Below are 15,245 nucleotides of genomic sequence, written 5' to 3'. Positions count from 1 at the left end.
GGCTCTGCGTGTCGGGCTCTGCGTGTCGCGCCGGGTCCACCGGCCCGCCTCCCGCTACAGGTGATTCGCGGCAGCGGCGGGTTCGGACGGGTCGGCGACCGGGTTTCTGCCCGGCCGCACCCATCCGGGCGCGTGGCGGCGCCGAATCACCACCGAGTGGCCACCGGGGGCAGCAGGCCCCGTGAGCCCTGCTGCCGTGTCCGCCGATCCTGCTCACACCCTTGAGGGGTACGCATGACCACCACCGCAGGCCGCGCCACGGCGCCGACCGAACCCGGCTCCGCACCTCCCGCCGCCCGGTCCCGGGCGACGGGTGCGGCCGCTCGGCTCATGCCGCTGATCGAGGAGCTCACCGGCTCACCCGCCCCGCTGCGGCTCCGGGCCTGGGACGGCAGCACGGCCGGTACCCCCGGTGCCCCGACCCTGGTCCTGCGCTCCCGGCGGGCGCTGCGCCGACTGCTGTGGCAGCCGGACGAACTGGGGCTCACCCACGCCTACGTCAGCGGCGACCTCGACATCGAGGGCGACCTGCGCGCGACCCTGAGCGCGGTGCGCCGCACGGTCGAGGAGCGCGGGTTGACCCGCAGGCGCCCCACCGCCGCGGCCCTGGCCCGGGCCGCGCTGACCGCCGCCCGGCTGGGCGCGGTGGGCCCCCGGCCGCCGGTCGTCCAGGAGCAGGCCCGGCTGCGCGGCACCCCGCACAGCCGGGCCCGCGACCGCGCCGCGATCAGCCATCACTACGACCTGTCCAACGACTTCTACCAGCTGCTGCTCGACCCGGCCATGGCCTACTCCTGCGGCTACTGGACGGACGCCGCGCCCGGCTACGGTCTGGCCGACGCGCAGCGCGACAAGCTCGACCTGATCTGCCGCAAACTCGAACTGCGCCCCGGGACGCGGCTGCTGGACGTCGGCTGCGGCTGGGGCGCGCTGGTGGTGCACGCCGCCGAGCACTACGGCGTCCACGCGACCGGCGTCACCCTCTCGGCCGAGCAGGCCGCGTTCGTACGCGAGTTGGTCCGCGAACGGGGCCTGGAGGACCACGTCGAGATCCGGCACCAGCACTGGCGCGATGTCGAGGCGGCCGGGTTCGACGCGGTCACCACCATCGAGATGGGCGAGCACGTCGGCGACGACCAGTACCCGGACTTCACCCGGCTGCTGCGGCGGGCCCTGGCCCCGGGCGGACGGCTGCTGCTCCAGCAGATGTCGCGGACCGCGAACGCCCCCGGCGGCGGTGCCTTCATCGAGTCCTTCATCGCGCCCGACATGCACATGCGCCCGCTGAGCGGCACGCTCGCCCTGCTGGAGGCGGCGGGCCTGGAGATCCGCGACGTCCAGGCGCTGCGGGAGCACTACGTGACGACCATCGACGCCTGGCACGACACCCTGGAGGAGCGCTGGACGCGGTTCACCGCCCTGGTCGGCGAGGCGACCGCCCGGCTCTGGCGGCTCTACCTGGTCGGCAGCTCGCTGGCGTTCGAGCAGGGCCGCATGGGCGTGGACCAGGTCCTCGCCCGTCGTCCCGCCGCACCGGCGCCGCGCCCGGCCCTGCCGCACCCCAGAGCCGCCCGCTGAACCTCGGCGGCGGCGCGCGGTGTGTACCCGGGCGGGCGGGGAAGGCGGGTAGGCGCACCGGCCACCACGGCGAAGGGAACACAGATGATCGAGGCCGCTGACATCCGCGAGTGGCGCACCCATGACGTCGTCGACTCCGGCGGCCACCGGATCGGCCCGCTGGAGGCGGTGTACGTGGACACCAGCACCGACGAGCCGGCCATGGCCACCGTCCAGGTCGGCCTACCGACCCGGCACCGCCTGGTGTTCGTCCCCCTGGACGGCGCGGTCGTGGGCCCCGGCTACGTCCGGGTGGCCTACGACAAGGCACTGGTGAAGGGCTGCCCCTCGATCGGCACCGACGAGGTGCTGCCCGCCGAGGACGAGGAAGCCGTCTTCCAGCACTACGAGCTGGCCTACCAGCGCGGCGCCGCCGGCGAGCGACAGCTCGCCCGCCGCTGACCGCCCGCGCCGCCGCGCCGAGGCAGCCGGACGGCTGAGGACAGCTCGCCGCATCGGCGCGTTCGGATGAGGCTGGACACGGCACCGTGCGTTCGCCGTGCCGTCCAGCCCAGCCGAGGGATGTCAGATGTTCGAAAACCGCGCCCTGGAAATCCTGATCGTCGCCCTGGTGGTGCTGCTGCTCTTCGGAGCCAAGCGCCTCCCGGACGCTGCCCGCTCGCTGGGCAAGTCCCTGCGCATCCTCAAGGCCGAGACGCACGCGCTGCGCTCCGAGACCGACGGCGCCGCGCCCGAACCGGCGACGGACCGCGAGCCCGCCCCGCTGACCGCGTCGGCGGACCCGGCCCGGGCGACCGGCGGCGGCTCCGAGGAACCGGCGACCACGGCCACGGCCGCGCCGCACTGACCCGCGCCGACCCGCCCGGCCCACCGCGACCGCGTCGATTGGCGGACTCTGACGGGCAGGCAGGACCCCGCCGTGATTACGTTTCAGTCACCAGCGGTCACCCAAAGTCATGACGTGCCGCTGGGACACCGGCGCGGCATGAGCCCAGCCGGTCCTCGATCCGGATGGGAACCCGTCATGTCCGAGAACTCCCGACGCAGTTTCATACGGCACGCCACCCTGGGCACCGCGGCGCTGGGCGCCACGGTCCTGGTACCCGCGGCGCTGGGCCAGGAGGCCTCCGCCCGAACCCGGACGGCCGCCACCCAGGGGGCCGTGCAGCAGGGGGCCATGCACCACGGCCCGCTGATGGCCTACGTCAAGAACGCCAACACCGGTGAGATCGCCGTCATGGTCGGCGAGCGCGAGGTCCTGCATCGCGATCCCCAGCTCGCCGCCCAGCTCGGTCGCATCGCGGCCGTTCCAGCCAAGTCCTGACCGTCCCAGCCAGCGAAGAGGAAGACACGCGTGTCCTCGCACAAGGAAGCACCCGCGATCTCGAACGACCCGGTCGCCGACAATACCGACGTCTACGCCTTCGTCAGCCCCGACAGGCCCGACACCGTCACCCTGATCGCCAACTTCAGCCCCTTCGAAGACCCGGCGGGCGGACCGAACTTCGACGAGTTCGGCGACGACGTGCTCTACGAGATCCACATCGACAACAACGGCGACGGACTGCCGGACATCAGCTACCAGTTCCGGTTCAACACCGTGAACACCATCCCCAACACGTTCCTGTACAACGTCGGCACCATCGAGTCGATCGACAGCAAGAACTGGAACCGCCGCCAGTACGCCACCGTCACCAAGGTCAGCAACGGCGGCGGCAAGGACGGCAGCAGCCAGGTCCTGGGCAGCAACCTGCCCTGCCCGCCGTGCAACATCGGGCCGCTGTCCACCCCGAACTACGCGGCCCTGGCCGACCAGGCCATCCACACCCTGCCCGGCGGCTGCAAGCTGTTCACCGGCCAACGCGCCGAAGGCTTCTACGTCGACATCGGCGCCATCTTCGACCTCGGCGACCTGCGTCCGTTCCAGAACCTGCACATCGGCTCCAGCATGCCCGCCGCCCCCGGCGTCAACGGCCCCAAGGCCAAGAACATCCACTCGATCGCCCTGCAGGTACCCGCCTGCGACCTCACCGCGAACGGCAAGGCGCCCACCAGCGTCACCGACTCGAACTCCACCATCGGCGTCTACGCCACGGCCAGCCGCCAACGCTCGCGCATGTTCGAGGACGACGGCACCATCGTCAACACCGGACCCTTCGTCCAGGTCTCCCGCCTGGGCAATCCCCTGTTCAACGAGGTCCTGGTCCCCATCTCGAAGAAGGACTTCTTCAACTCCCAGGCCCCAGTGGGCGACAAGCAGTTCGCCGCCGACGTCGCCACCCCCGAGCTGTCCCAGCTCCTGCCGGTCCTGTACCCCGGGGTCTTCCCCAACCTGGCCGCGCTCAACGCGTCCGGCAAGCCCCGCGCCGACCTGCTGGCGATCCTGCTCACCGGGATCCCGGCCGGCATCGTCCCCGGCTTCCAGAACGTCACCGGCAACGGCACCGTCCAGGCGGACATGCTGCGCCTGAACATGGCCATCCCGCCGACCCTCCAGAGCCCCAGCAACCTCGGCCTGATCGGCATGGACGCCGCCGGGTTCCCCAACGGCCGCCGGGTCTTCGACGACGTCACCACCATCGAGCTGCGCGCACTGGCCGGCGCCACCTACGCCCTGGTCGACAAGACCTACACGCCGGACGCCGCGGCGGGCGCCATCACCCAGGGCCTGACCTCCAGCAACACCGACGTCAGCGCCGACAACACGGTCCACTACCTGCCGTGCTTCCCCTACCTGGGCACCCCCCACGGCGGCTACTTCAACCCGGGCGACAACACCCCCGCGCCCGACCTGAACGCCACCCCGCTCGGCGGACCGGACACCGGCCTCGGCGGCAGCCGACACGGCACCGACACCGCCAAGGTCATCGGCGGGGCCACCCTGGCGGGGGCCGCCATCCTGGCCGGTGCGACCGCGCTCAAGTACCAGGCCCGGTCCACCACCGCCACGGCCGCCACCGGCACCGGCACCGCAACCGGCTCGGCGGCGAACAGCGACGACCACGCCCCGGTCGCGCCGTGACCACCCGGCACGCCTCGACGCCGGTCGGGCCTCCGCCCGGCGCCGGACACGCCCACCCGCACGCCGAGACCTACGGTCCCAGCCTGGAGGGCAGCGTCCTGGTCGACATCGGTGGCGACATCGGCGCGCTGGTCGTCCTCACCCCGCCCGACCTCCACGGAGCCGAGATCGAACTCAGCCCGGTGGACCAGGAGGAGGTCAGGACGCACGTCGCGGTGCGGGAACGACGCGGTCCCGGCGCGACCCGGTACGCCGCCGTCTTCCCCTCGCTGGCCGCCGGCGACTACACCGTCTGGGACCCGGCCTCGCGCCCGGTCACCCGGGTCACCGTCAACGGCGGGCAGGTCGCCCAACTCACCTGGCCGGTCCGCTGACCGCAACCGCCCCGATCAGGCGGTGACGCCCAGCCCGGTGCGGGGTGCCGATCCCGTGCCACGGCCCCCGCCCACGTCCGTGGGCGGGGGCCGAGCCGGTTGCCGCTCCGAGACCGGCTCCGGCGCGGGGGATCACGCTTCCGCCGCACCCGCCGCATCCGGCCGCCCGTCGGCTGCCGCCTCCGGTGCCGACCTCGCCGAGAGCGCGGTGGCACCGGTCGTGATGTCGTCTCTTCTGAGATCGCGGACCTCGTTCAGCCCGAGGGCCTCACCCTGGACGGCGAGCTGCTTGCGGACGAAGGTCCTCGGATTGAGATCCTCGAACTCGAAACCCTCGAAGTCCGGACCGAGCTCCTCGCGGATGTCCTGCTTGGCGCTGTCCGAGAACTGCCGGATCGTCCGGAGCAGCCGCATCGCGTCCGCGATCAGCTTGGGCAGCTTGTCGGGGCCGAAGACGACCACGGCGATGACCGCCAGGGCGACCAGCTTCAGCGGGCCGATGTCGAAGAACACGGTTCAACTCTCCAACTTCAGCCGGGGGCGAGGGGTACGGCGTGGCAGACCGGTAGTCGTCGTGGCGGTCCTCACGCCGGGACCGGCCGGTGCGCGGCGCCACGCAGGGACAGCAGGGCGACGAGCGCCCCGAGGGCGAGCGCCTGACCCGCGAGTGCCCACACCTTGTCAGTGAACCAGACGGGCTCGTACATGTCGGGCAACGGACCCAGCGTGCCGACATCGACATAGCGGTAGACCAGGATCGCCGCCAGCCCGGCTCCGGCCGTCAGCGCGGCGAAGAGGTCTCCCAGGGGTCTGCGCCACGCCAGGACCAGCACCACGGCCAGGGCCGCGGCCCCGGACTCGACCCGGAACAGCGTCCCCTCGCTGACGGCGGCCGACACCGCGTCGTACCGCCCCGCGAGCTGGGCGTGCACACCGGCGTCGATCCACAGGCCGGCCGCGGCGCCGACACGCAGGATCGTGCGGACAGCAGTCATCGGCTCTCCTCAGCGAACGGTCACGGTGCCCTGCATGAACTGGTGGATGCTGCAGAGGTAGTGGTAGCTCCCCGGCTTGGTGGGGGCGGTGAACGTCCCGGACCTGCCCGGGGCGATGTCGCCGGTGTCGAAGGCGTTGCCCGCGCTCGCGGTGACGGTGTGGGCGGTGGAGTCGTGGTTGACCACGGTCACTTTCTGGCCCGGGGACACCGTCAGGTCCATCGGGCTGAAGGCGAAGTTGCTGATCACGATCTGCGAACCGGTGACGCCCGACGACATCCCGCTGGAGGGCGCCGCGGCCTTGGCCGCGGAACCGCTGCCGGAGCAACCGGCCAGGGTGAGCACGAGCACGCCGACGGTCGCGGCGCAGCGAAGAGCACGAGTGGGCATGGCGAAGTCCTCATCTGGGAGGGAGCGGTCCTGGTGGAGGGCAGGCCCGACCGGCCACGCCGGGGACCGGGCGCACCACCACTGGTCAGGTGTGGTGGCGCGCCCGGCAACCGCCGTCCGCCCTGTACTTCCGACCCTCGGCGGACAGCGGTCGGGTGTGGGACCGTCAGACGGTCAGCAGCGCGGGGCTGGCGGCCTTGTCGGTCGGGAGGAAGTCGTCGGGGACGGGGTACTGGCCCAGGACGAAGTTGAGGATGGCGGCGTGCATGGCCTCCACCGGCGCGATGCTGGCGGCGGTGGCGATCCCGCCCGCGCTGGAGACGTTGTAGGTCGCGAAGAGGTAGGTCTGCGCGGCCTGGTTCTCCAGGTCCAGGGCGAGCTGGGCGACGGCGCCGGCGCTGGTGGCACCGCCCAGCGCGGTGAGGGTCGCGGGCTGGTTGGACAGCGGGACCCCGGTGATCGCGGGCTTGCCCGCGCCCGTGAGCACCGCGTTCCAGGCCTTGGCGTGGTCGGCGTGCTGGGCCATCGCGGTGGTCGCGAAGGTCCCCACCGCCGCCGGGACCGTCCCCAGCTTGCCCGCCTTGGCCGCCGCCAGCGCCGCGGCGTAGGCACCCACCGCCTGGTTCTCCAGCGCCGTGGCCAACGCCACCACCCGCAGGTCCCCGGTGTACAGGCTCGTCGTGGCCGAGGGCGCCGGGGTGCCGGAGGCCATCGGGGTACCGCTGGCGCCACCGGCCGACGACTTGGTCGAACCGCTGGAGCAGGCGGCCAACGCCAGGGCCGCCGCCACGCCGCCCGCGCCGAGCAGGAACCCGCGCCGCGAACCCGCCCGCGACCACTGCCCCTCGACCGGACCGGGCCGGGTGTCGCGCAACTCCTCGGTCAGGTCGGCCGCGGCGGCGTGCATCCGCGGCAGGTACTCCTGGTGCGCCTCGTCCAGCTCCCGGGTCAACCGCGACAGCTCGCCCTCGGAGATCGGCAGCTCCCAGCCACCGTTGCCTGCACTCACTGCACAGCCCCTTCACTGATCGGAGAAGCGTTCTTCGTGGAATAGAAGGCGTCGGGGAACCCGACGCTGCCCGCCGCGGCCGGCAGCTTCGCCAGGTCCGTCGGGATCGCGATCAACGACGCGTCACCACCGGCCAGCAGCGCCTGCACCGCCAGCAACGTGGCACGGTGCTGCGCCTCCACCGGCGCCACCGACGCGAACAGCTTGCGCAACGCGGCGTCGGAGACCTTCGAGGTGTAGCTGGTGTACGTCTGCGCCGCCACGTCCTCCAGGGTGATCGCCAAACTGACCACGTCCCCCGGGCCCTTGATCGAGGGCAGCATCTGCTTGACCACCGCCGCGTACTTCGGGTCGGGCCCGGTCTGCGCCTTGCCCCCCGCCTGCGTGACCGCGGCGTTGAACGCCTGCGCGTGGGCCTGGTGCTGGCTGGTGGTCTTGGCGATGAACGCCGCCACCGTCTTGTTGCCGTCCTTGATGAACGGCAGACCCGCAGCGGTGGTGTACACACTCACCGCCAGGTTCTCGATCGACGCCGCCGTCTGCAACGCCATCACATCGCCGCCCGACGCGGCCGCCGCCCGCGAGACCCCCCACAACGCCGCACCACCCGCGACCGCCGCCACCGCTCCCCCACGCTGCCACCAACGCCGCGCGGGCTCCCGCTCCTGCCCGAACTCCGACAGCGCGTCACGCGTGATCCGCACCGCGTCGCTGTTCAGGTCCTGCGACTGCTCGGTCAACTCAGCGAGCAACCGGGTATCGAGATTCTCCTCGCCCATCACGCCCCATCTCCATCACAAGGTCATCCAACCGGTGGCGTACCAGCCTCCCGGCGGTACCTTCTGACACCTGCTTCGGCACCGAACCACCCCACGGATTGGTCCGATCGCCAGATAAACCCGACATCACTCGAACGAGGCCGCGATCCGCGCTGTCTTCACCTGTTCGGTGGCACACGTGCGGTCATCGACCCGTCCGGCGCGCCGTCAGCGACGAAGTACCACGAGCGCACCGTCCCGGTGGCGCACTGAAGCAGTGGAAGAGGCAGCCCCGTGCTGGAGAACCGCGGACTGGAAATCATCATCCTGGCAGTCGTCGTCCTGCTCCTCTTCGGAGCCAAGCGCCTACCCGACTCCGCCCGGGCCCTGGGGAAGTCGCTGCGCATCCTCAAGTCCGAGATGGGCGCGATGAAGGCGGACGCCCCCAGCACCACCCCGGAGGGCCCCGCACAGCCCCCCAGGACCATCCAGCCCCCCACCCCCGAGCCCACCCGGACCCCGCCCCTCCCCCACCCCGAGACCCCCGCCAGGCCGTAGCACGCGGGTCAGGGCTGACGGTGACGGCGGCTGGTGACCAGGGTCCGCCAGCGGTCGCGGGTGAGGTGCTGCGGGTCGAGCCACCGGGTGGGTGGGGCGAGCTCGGGTGGCAGTGGGCGGGCGGCCATGAAGTGGGCGATGTCGGTGTAGTAGGCGTAGCCGCCGCTGCGGGTCAGTTCCCGCAGACGGGTGAGGGCGATGTCCAGGTCCGGATCGGTGGCCGTGTCCGTACCGGTGTCCAGGACGGCACGGTGGAAGCAGACCGCGAGCTGGAGCGTGGCTTCGGCTGCGGGCAGCCCCGCGGCGGTGATCTCGGTGCGCAGGGCCCGGACGCGGTGGTCGAAGTCGGTGCCGGGTTGTCCGGCGTCGCGGACCAGGGCGGCGATCCGGGTGGTGAGGGCGGTGGCCCGCAGGTCGACCTGGAGCAGCAGGGTCGTGGCCAGCTCGATCTCCGCGTCGGCCTGGTCGGGGTCGAGGAAGGCGAGGACCAGGGCGCGCATGCTCTGGGCGGTGGCGGCCTCGCCGGTGACGGCGTGCTGTTCGGCTTCGGCGCGCGCGGCGGCGAAGGCCTCCGCCGCGCGGGCGACCTCGCCCTGGGGCCACCAGACTTCGCCCAGGACCCGGTAGTGGCGCCCTTCCCAGCCCAGGGTGCGGGCGGTGGCCAGGGCGGTGGGGAAGTCGCCCGCGAGGCGGGCCAGGTGTGCCAGGCCGCGCCGGGCGGCCGGCGCGAACCGGCCGCCCCCGGCCACGACCCGGCTCATGCCGTGCCGGGAGGCCTCGCTGCGACCCAGGTCGCGCTGGGCCTTGGCCAGGTAGTACACGGCCATGTCGTCCACGACGGCGGGCAGCAGGCCGGTGTCGACGACGGCGGCGAGCCGGGTCGCGGTGTGTTCACGATGCTCGTGCTGACGGCGGGCGAGGGCGCTGAGGGTCTCCACGAGCGCGTCGGCGGCGGTGCGCAGGCGTCCGGAGGCGGCGCCGGCGACGCCGGGCGGGGCGAGGGGCTCCCAGACGGAGTCGGCGACATAGGCCAGCGCGGCGTCGGTGAGCCAGTCCAGGGGCAGGCTGTAGTCACGGGCCAGGCGCAGGCCCTGGCGCAGGCAGGCGACGACGGTGGTGCGGTCGTGCGGGGTGCGGGCGAACTGGGCCCCTATGGCGTGGAAGGCGCGGCTGGCGGCGCGGGTCCAGTCGCGGTGGGTCCAGTGGTCGTCGGCGGGGTCCGCGGCGTGGCGGATCGCCGCGCGGACGGCCTGGTGCAGGTGGTAGGGCCAGAGCGGGGCGGTGGGGTCCTCCAGCACGAAGGGGCGCTCGACCAGGCGGGCGGCGGCGGCTTCGCGGTCAAGCCCGGCCGCGTCGGTGGCCAGGGCGACCGAGAACGCGTCCAGCAGGGCAGCTGACCGCAGCACGTCGCGTTCGGGTTCGGACAGGTCCCGCAGGGTGCGGGCGATCAGCGCGGGGAAGTCGTGGTCGAAGTCGGCGGCCTCCGGGGCGCGGCCGGTGCGGCGGAGCTCCAGGAAGCGGCCGACCGACAGGTCCAGGTACAGCGGCAGGCCGTGGGAGCGCTCGGTGATGACGCGGCGGATGTCCGCGCCGATCAGCGGCTGTCCGTCGTGGGTCAGTCGGCGGGCGAGGTAGTCGTCGCAGTCCGGCGGCGCGAGGTCGCCGATCAGGATCTGCCTCGCGGCCGTGGCCGACCGGCGGCGGGAGCCGCCGTGCGGGGCCAGTCCCGGCCAGGCGGTCGGGCCGGTCCAGTCGAGCTGGCCGCTCAGGCCGCGGTCGGCCCACTGCAGCCGGTTGCGGCCAGTGACCAGGAACAGGGCGTTCGGCATCAGCCAGACGACGCGCTGCAGCAGCCGTTCCAGGTCCCGGTGGGTGCGGTCGCCGACGTCCTCCCAGGTGTCCAGCAGGATGACCGGCACCACCGGGTGGTCACCGCCCGACTGCGCGAGGTCCCAGGCGAGCAGGTGCGCGGTGTAGGAGAGCATCTCCAGGTCCGGCTCGGCCTCCAGCAGGTCCGCCAGTCGGGCGCACCCCGCCAGCGCCCGCACCGAGGAGCGGTGCTCGCGCAGCGCCCGTACCAGCGCCCCGGTCACCGATCCGACCACCGTCCCCACCGTGCCGGGCAGCAGCAGCGCCTGGGCGACGTCCCCCAGCCCGGACCGCAGCTGCTCCGGCAGGTCCACCGCCGCACTGAACCGGGCGAACACGCCGCTGCTGCGCCGCAGGTGGTCCTCCAGCGGCTCGCCCGGGTGCTGGCGCTCCCAGTAGCGGTGCAGGGCCAGGTCGAACGCCGGCATCGGCCGTCCGAGCGTGGCCAGCGCGAGCCGGATCGACAGCACCACGTGCTCGAACGAGACACCGGCGGAGCGGGCGAGGTCGATCCGGATCGGTAGCACCCGGCCCTGCGGCCACGACAACTGCGCCCACTGTGGCGGGCGGTGGGCGCTGTCGGCCAGTGACGCCTCGATCGTGCGAGAGAGCGTGCTCTTGCCGATCCCGCCGATGCCGTGGAACACCAGGACGTTGTGGCGTGGGGCTTCCAGGTCCTCCACGTCGAAACCCGGCGCGGTGATCCGTCCGATGTGCTCGGCCAGAGCAGCCAGGACGGCCTGCCACTGGGCCTGGCGGTTGGCGAAGACCTCATCGGCGGTCAACCCCCGGTCGTTCGAGCCGAACACCGCCCGCAGATCACGCCCCATGGCACCCCCTGTTGATCACCCTGTGTCAAATCTATGCCGCTTCGCGGCCTCCAGGTGCCGAATTCGGTAGAAGTGGCACCTTTGCCCTCCGCGCGGGGGGGCGGGCGGTCGGGCCGGACCGGGTCGCTCGAACTCGTCGGCCAGGGGTTCGCGGTGATGGTGCGTGCGGTGGGTTTGGCTTGGGGGCGGGGGGAGTTGGGGGTATTCGTGGGGATGTCGGGCGGTCCGGCGGGCTGTCGGTGGGCCGGCGGCACTCTCAGGTGGAGCCATGTGTTTCCTGTGTTCGGCATTCCGTCACGCGGTGTCTGTGAGCGCTCTCTAGCCTTATCGCGTGTACATGACTAACCATTCGCCCATGGCAACGGAGGACCTCCCCATGCCCCGTACGACCCGCGCTCCCCGCCGCGTCCGGCCGCTGCGCGCCGTACTCGTCCTACTGGCCGCGGTCGCCTGCGTGCTGCCGCTGTCGGTGGCACCGGCTTCCGCCGACACCAGTGGTCTGTCCCTCGCCCAGGGGACCTCGGTCGGCATCCACAACACCTACGACGACACCACCCAGTTCCCCTTCCTCGCCAACGCCCTCGACACCGGGGCGTCGCTGATCGAACTGGACACCTGGGTCGACCCGTTCACCCATGAGTGGAAGGTCAGCCACTCCGAGCCGCTGGGCAACAAGAACAACTGCGTCGACGCCTCCAGCGCCGCGGACCTCTACCAGGGCAGCGCCAACAAGGACCTGGGCAGCTGCCTGGACGACATCCGGATCTGGCTGGCCGCCCACCCGGGCCACCCGCCGATCATGATCAAGCTGGAGATGAAGGCGGGATTCGACGCGACCGACAACCTCGGTCCGGCCCAACTCGACGCCCTGGTCGCCGCCCACCTCGGCTCGGACGTCTTCCGCCCGGCAGACCTGCTCGGCAGCTACCCGACCCTGGACGCCGCCGCGAAGGCGGACAACTGGCCCTCGCGGGCCGCGCTGGCCGGCAAGGTCATCCTGGAGGCCATCCCGGGCACCTTCGAGATGGACAACCCCTTCGACCACCTGTGGACCGACACCGAGTACGCGCAGTACCTGGCCGGTCTCCAGGCCGCCGGCAACCTCGGCCAGGCGCAGATCTTCCCCTCCGTCCTCGGCGCGTCCTCCGGTGACCCGCGCACCCGCTACCCGGACGCCTCGCTGCGCCCGTGGTTCGTCGTCTTCGACGGCGACGCCAGCGCGTTCGTCGACGGCGGCATCGACACCTCCTGGTACGACACCAACCACTACCTGCTGGTCATGACCGACGCCGAGAACGTGACCCCGACGCTGTCGGACACGGCTCCGGCCCAGGCCGACGCCGAGGCCCGGGTCGCGCAACTCGCGGCCGACCACGCCTCCTTCGTCTCCTGCGACTGGACCGGGCTGCCGGCCGTCCTCGGCGAGCAGCTCGCCCGGGGCTAGGGCCCGGTCTTTCGGATCACGTTGGATAGTGGGCGGCGTCGGGGTGCGTCCCCCGGCGTCGACCGCCCGACGTGATCCGAAAGACAGGCCCTCGGGCCACCGCAACATCCACCTCGACACCGCCAGCGGGGCGGCGGCGTCCCGCCCCGAGCTAGACCTCGTGCCGCAGCTCCTACGCGACGGCGACGGCGACGGCCTGAAGATCACCCGGCTCGACCGGCTGTCCCGCTCCGTGCTGCACCTGGTGACCCTCGGCGCCGAGCTCCGCGTGCGCGGTATCGGCCCGCACGTCATCGAGCAGGGCATCGACACCGCGACCATCGAGGGCCGTGCCATGTTCGGCATGCTCTCGGTGCTCGCCGAACTGCAGCGCGAGTTGATCGTGGCGAACACGAACGACGGGCTCGCCTCGGCACGGGCCCGTGGCCGGGTCGGAGGCCGCCGAGCCCGGCTTACGCCGGACCGGGCCGCGCTCGCCCAGCAGCTCTACGACGCCCGCGAGAAGACTGTCCCCCGCCAGCCGAAGAGGACCACCGCCACGAAGTCCTGAACTACGTTGCGACTGGGGTCATAGATCGCCCTTTCCGTTCACAGGTCGCGGCGGTGTACGACGACCATGGCGATGATTGCCGCGAGGAGTGGCCAGGCCGCGAATACGATCCATGCCCCGGCGGTCGCCGCCGGGTAGTGGACCGGGCCGAAGGGTGCGTAGTCCACATTGACCAGGCGTTGCCATGCGTTGTGGGGCATGGCGTGGTCGAGGTCGGCGGTCCAGCGATGGCTGTCGGTGAAGAAGCTCGGCAGCAGGATCAGCACCAGGCTGGTGGTGACCATGGTGGTCGCGCTGTGCCGGATGAGGGCGCCGATGCCCATGCCGACGAGTGCGCTCACCGGTGCGAGCAGGGCGGAGGCCGCGACGGCCTGCAGTGCGCCTGGGTAGCTGATCGACAGGCCGATGTGCCGCCCGGACAGGATGGCCTGGGTGAGGCCGAAGGAGCTGGCTGCGGTGAGCGAGCCGTAGGCGAGCATGACCACGGTGACGACGGCCACCTTGGCGGCCACCAGCGAGCGACGGTCGGGGACGGCCGCGAAGGTGGTGCGGATCAGTCCGCTGGAGTACTCACTGACGATCGTGATGGCGCCGATGCTGCCGGATACAAGCATGACGATCATGGCGGCGTTGTTGTTGAAGGCGTCCCGCATCGCCCAGACCGGCACGAACAGGGCTCGGATGCCGGCGTTGTAGCGGGGCCAGTTGTTGTAGTCGGCGGCGGCGCCGTTCACATTCATCCCGAGAATGGCCAGTGCGCTGAGCCCCAAGGCCCAGGGGGTCGAACGCAGGGACCACAGTTTGCTCCACTCCGCGGCGAGAAGGTCGCGGAATCGGGCCCGCGGCTCGCTGTCGGGAACGGTGGTGAGCGGGGGTGTGGCAAGTGTGGTCATCGGGGGTCTCCGGCGAGGTATTCGACGCTGTGGGCGGTCAGGTCCATGAACGCCTCCTCCAGGGAGGCGGTGTGGGCGGCCAGCTCCTGCAGCAGGATCCGGTGCTGGAGGGCGATCTCGCCGATGCGGGCCGCGCTCAGTGCGGTCACCGTGAGCGTCCCGTCGCCTTCCGCGCGCACGGACGCGCCCTCGCCGGTGAGCGCGGCTGTCAGCGCGGCCGGGTCCGGGGTGCGCAGGGTCACGCTTGGCCGGGTGGCGCGGGCGGCGAACCGGGTGAGGCTCTCGGCGGCGATCAGCTCGCCGCGGCCGATGACGACAAGCTGGTCGGCGATGTTCTCCATCTCCCTCATCATGTGGCTGGAGACGAGCACCGTGCGCCCTTCGGCGGCCAGGCGGCGGAACAGGCCGCGCACCCACCGCACCCCTTCCGGGTCCAGGCCGTTGATCGGCTCGTCGAACAGCAGCACCGGCGGATCGCCCAGCAGTGCGGCGGCGATGCCCAGGCGCTGCCTCATCCCCAGGGAGAACCCGCCGACCCGGCGACGGGCCACCTCGGCCAGCCCCACCTGCTCCAGGACCTCCTCGACCCGGCGCAGTGGAATACGGTTGCTTCGGGCCAGGGGGATCAGGTGGGCGGCCGCGCTGCGGCCGCCGTGGACGTCGCCCGCGTCCAGGAGCGCGCCGACATGACGCAGTCCGCGCCGATGGTCGCGGAACCGGTGTCCCTGGACGGTGACGGTCCCGCTGGTGGGTTCGTTCAGCCCCAGGATCATCCGCAAGGTGGTGCTCTTACCGGCCCCGTTGGGGCCCAGGAACCCGGTGACATGCCCGGGTCGCACCGTGAACGTCAGGCCGTTGACGGCGGTGGTCTTTCCGTAATGCTTCGTCAGTCCGTTGATTTCGATCACCCGGCCAACCGTGCCCTGGGCGGCCACCGCACGTCATCGGACCCCCGATGACACTCGCGAGAGCGTC

17 protein-coding genes are annotated in these 15,245 nt (G+C 72.1%); 9 read left to right on the top strand and 8 right to left on the bottom strand.

Translation table 11 applies throughout. The features are described from left to right. Window positions 1-234 precede the first annotated feature (234 nt). From GXP74_RS15190 to GXP74_RS15165, 6 genes are all read left to right on the top strand, one after another. Window positions 235-1,578, top strand: a complete 1,344-nt coding sequence (locus tag GXP74_RS15190; RefSeq protein WP_182452006.1) for a cyclopropane-fatty-acyl-phospholipid synthase family protein — start codon at window positions 235-237, stop codon at window positions 1,576-1,578. An 84-nt stretch (window positions 1,579-1,662) separates the two neighbouring features. Beyond that, window positions 1,663-2,019, top strand: a complete 357-nt coding sequence (locus GXP74_RS15185; protein WP_182452005.1) for a PRC-barrel domain-containing protein — start codon at window positions 1,663-1,665, stop codon at window positions 2,017-2,019. Between the two features lie 127 nt (window positions 2,020-2,146). Further along, window positions 2,147-2,425: a Sec-independent protein translocase subunit TatA gene (gene tatA / locus GXP74_RS15180; RefSeq protein WP_182452004.1), complete on the top strand. Its 279-nt coding sequence runs from the start codon at window positions 2,147-2,149 to the stop codon at window positions 2,423-2,425. Between the two features lie 177 nt (window positions 2,426-2,602). Continuing rightward, window positions 2,603-2,902, top strand: coding sequence for a twin-arginine translocation signal domain-containing protein (locus tag GXP74_RS15175; protein ID WP_182452003.1), 300 nt, complete (start codon window positions 2,603-2,605; stop codon window positions 2,900-2,902). Between the two features lie 30 nt (window positions 2,903-2,932). After that, window positions 2,933-4,600: a DUF4331 domain-containing protein gene (locus GXP74_RS15170; RefSeq protein WP_182452002.1), complete on the top strand. Its 1,668-nt coding sequence runs from the start codon at window positions 2,933-2,935 to the stop codon at window positions 4,598-4,600. Further along, window positions 4,597-4,974, top strand: a complete 378-nt coding sequence (locus GXP74_RS15165; protein ID WP_225447957.1) for a hypothetical protein — start codon at window positions 4,597-4,599, stop codon at window positions 4,972-4,974. Before GXP74_RS15170 ends, GXP74_RS15165 begins: the two co-directional genes overlap by 4 nt. 132 nt (window positions 4,975-5,106) lie before the next feature. Here the strand turns inward: GXP74_RS15165 and GXP74_RS15160 are convergent, their stop codons facing one another. The 5 genes from GXP74_RS15160 to GXP74_RS15140 form a co-directional block, all read right to left on the bottom strand. Then, complete coding sequence (locus GXP74_RS15160; protein ID WP_182452001.1) at window positions 5,107-5,487, bottom strand: sec-independent translocase; 381 nt, start codon at window positions 5,485-5,487, stop codon at window positions 5,107-5,109. 71 nt (window positions 5,488-5,558) lie between these two features. Beyond that, a complete protein-coding gene (locus GXP74_RS15155; protein WP_182452000.1) occupies window positions 5,559-5,969 on the bottom strand; it encodes a hypothetical protein in 411 nt (136 codons plus the stop codon). 9 nt (window positions 5,970-5,978) lie between these two features. Beyond that, entirely contained in the window at window positions 5,979-6,359 is a 381-nt protein-coding gene (locus tag GXP74_RS15150) for a cupredoxin domain-containing protein (RefSeq protein WP_182451999.1), read from the bottom strand. A 166-nt stretch (window positions 6,360-6,525) separates the two neighbouring features. Then, window positions 6,526-7,368 carry a ferritin-like domain-containing protein gene (locus tag GXP74_RS15145; protein WP_225447956.1) on the bottom strand — a complete coding sequence of 281 codons (843 nt, stop codon included), beginning with the start codon at window positions 7,366-7,368 and terminating at the stop codon, window positions 6,526-6,528. Further along, window positions 7,365-8,147, bottom strand: coding sequence for a ferritin-like domain-containing protein (locus GXP74_RS15140; RefSeq protein ID WP_182456458.1), 783 nt, complete (start codon window positions 8,145-8,147; stop codon window positions 7,365-7,367). Before GXP74_RS15140 ends, GXP74_RS15145 begins: the two co-directional genes overlap by 4 nt. Before the next feature lie 273 nt (window positions 8,148-8,420). Here GXP74_RS15140 and tatA (GXP74_RS15135) point away from each other — a divergent pair, with 273 nt between their 5' ends. Then, window positions 8,421-8,684, top strand: coding sequence for a Sec-independent protein translocase subunit TatA (gene tatA / locus GXP74_RS15135; RefSeq protein ID WP_182451998.1), 264 nt, complete (start codon window positions 8,421-8,423; stop codon window positions 8,682-8,684). An 8-nt stretch (window positions 8,685-8,692) separates the two neighbouring features. Here the strand turns inward: tatA (GXP74_RS15135) and GXP74_RS15130 are convergent, their stop codons facing one another. Beyond that, window positions 8,693-11,383: an ATP/GTP-binding protein gene (locus GXP74_RS15130; RefSeq protein WP_182451997.1), complete on the bottom strand. Its 2,691-nt coding sequence runs from the start codon at window positions 11,381-11,383 to the stop codon at window positions 8,693-8,695. 376 nt (window positions 11,384-11,759) lie between these two features. Between GXP74_RS15130 and GXP74_RS15125 the strand changes: the two genes are divergently transcribed. Further along, window positions 11,760-12,827: a phosphatidylinositol-specific phospholipase C domain-containing protein gene (locus GXP74_RS15125; RefSeq protein ID WP_182451996.1), complete on the top strand. Its 1,068-nt coding sequence runs from the start codon at window positions 11,760-11,762 to the stop codon at window positions 12,825-12,827. Window positions 12,828-12,855: 28 nt separating this feature from the next. Further along, window positions 12,856-13,377 carry a recombinase family protein gene (locus GXP74_RS15120; RefSeq protein ID WP_370468424.1) on the top strand — a complete coding sequence of 174 codons (522 nt, stop codon included), beginning with the start codon at window positions 12,856-12,858 and terminating at the stop codon, window positions 13,375-13,377. 38 nt (window positions 13,378-13,415) lie between these two features. Here GXP74_RS15120 and GXP74_RS15115 read toward each other — a convergent pair whose 3' ends face one another. After that, window positions 13,416-14,270 carry an ABC transporter permease gene (locus tag GXP74_RS15115; RefSeq protein ID WP_182451995.1) on the bottom strand — a complete coding sequence of 285 codons (855 nt, stop codon included), beginning with the start codon at window positions 14,268-14,270 and terminating at the stop codon, window positions 13,416-13,418. Further along, window positions 14,267-15,178 carry an ABC transporter ATP-binding protein gene (locus GXP74_RS15110; protein ID WP_182451994.1) on the bottom strand — a complete coding sequence of 304 codons (912 nt, stop codon included), beginning with the start codon at window positions 15,176-15,178 and terminating at the stop codon, window positions 14,267-14,269. Before GXP74_RS15110 ends, GXP74_RS15115 begins: the two co-directional genes overlap by 4 nt. Between the last annotated feature and the right edge of the window lie 67 nt (window positions 15,179-15,245).

The sequence above is a fragment of the Streptacidiphilus sp. P02-A3a genome, from assembly GCF_014084105.1.
Taxonomy (GTDB): domain Bacteria; phylum Actinomycetota; class Actinomycetes; order Streptomycetales; family Streptomycetaceae; genus Streptacidiphilus.
This window is presented reverse-complemented; position numbering and strand designations above follow the sequence as displayed.

Excerpts from the sequence above, each read along its gene's own strand:
- GXP74_RS15185 (WP_182452005.1), top strand. The coding sequence starts at position 1,663 with ATGATCGAGGCCGCTGACATCCGCGAGTGGCGCACCCATGACGTCGTC.
- GXP74_RS15115 (WP_182451995.1), bottom strand. The coding sequence starts at position 14,270 with ATGACCACACTTGCCACACCCCCGCTCACCACCGTTCCCGACAGCGAG.
- GXP74_RS15130 (WP_182451997.1), bottom strand. The coding sequence starts at position 11,383 with ATGGGGCGTGATCTGCGGGCGGTGTTCGGCTCGAACGACCGGGGGTTG.
- GXP74_RS15175 (WP_182452003.1), top strand. The coding sequence starts at position 2,603 with ATGTCCGAGAACTCCCGACGCAGTTTCATACGGCACGCCACCCTGGGC.
- GXP74_RS15155 (WP_182452000.1), bottom strand. The coding sequence starts at position 5,969 with ATGACTGCTGTCCGCACGATCCTGCGTGTCGGCGCCGCGGCCGGCCTG.
- GXP74_RS15125 (WP_182451996.1), top strand. The coding sequence starts at position 11,760 with ATGCCCCGTACGACCCGCGCTCCCCGCCGCGTCCGGCCGCTGCGCGCC.
- tatA (WP_182452004.1), top strand. The coding sequence starts at position 2,147 with ATGTTCGAAAACCGCGCCCTGGAAATCCTGATCGTCGCCCTGGTGGTG.
- GXP74_RS15140 (WP_182456458.1), bottom strand. The coding sequence starts at position 8,147 with ATGGGCGAGGAGAATCTCGATACCCGGTTGCTCGCTGAGTTGACCGAG.
- GXP74_RS15150 (WP_182451999.1), bottom strand. The coding sequence starts at position 6,359 with ATGCCCACTCGTGCTCTTCGCTGCGCCGCGACCGTCGGCGTGCTCGTG.
- GXP74_RS15190 (WP_182452006.1), top strand. The coding sequence starts at position 235 with ATGACCACCACCGCAGGCCGCGCCACGGCGCCGACCGAACCCGGCTCC.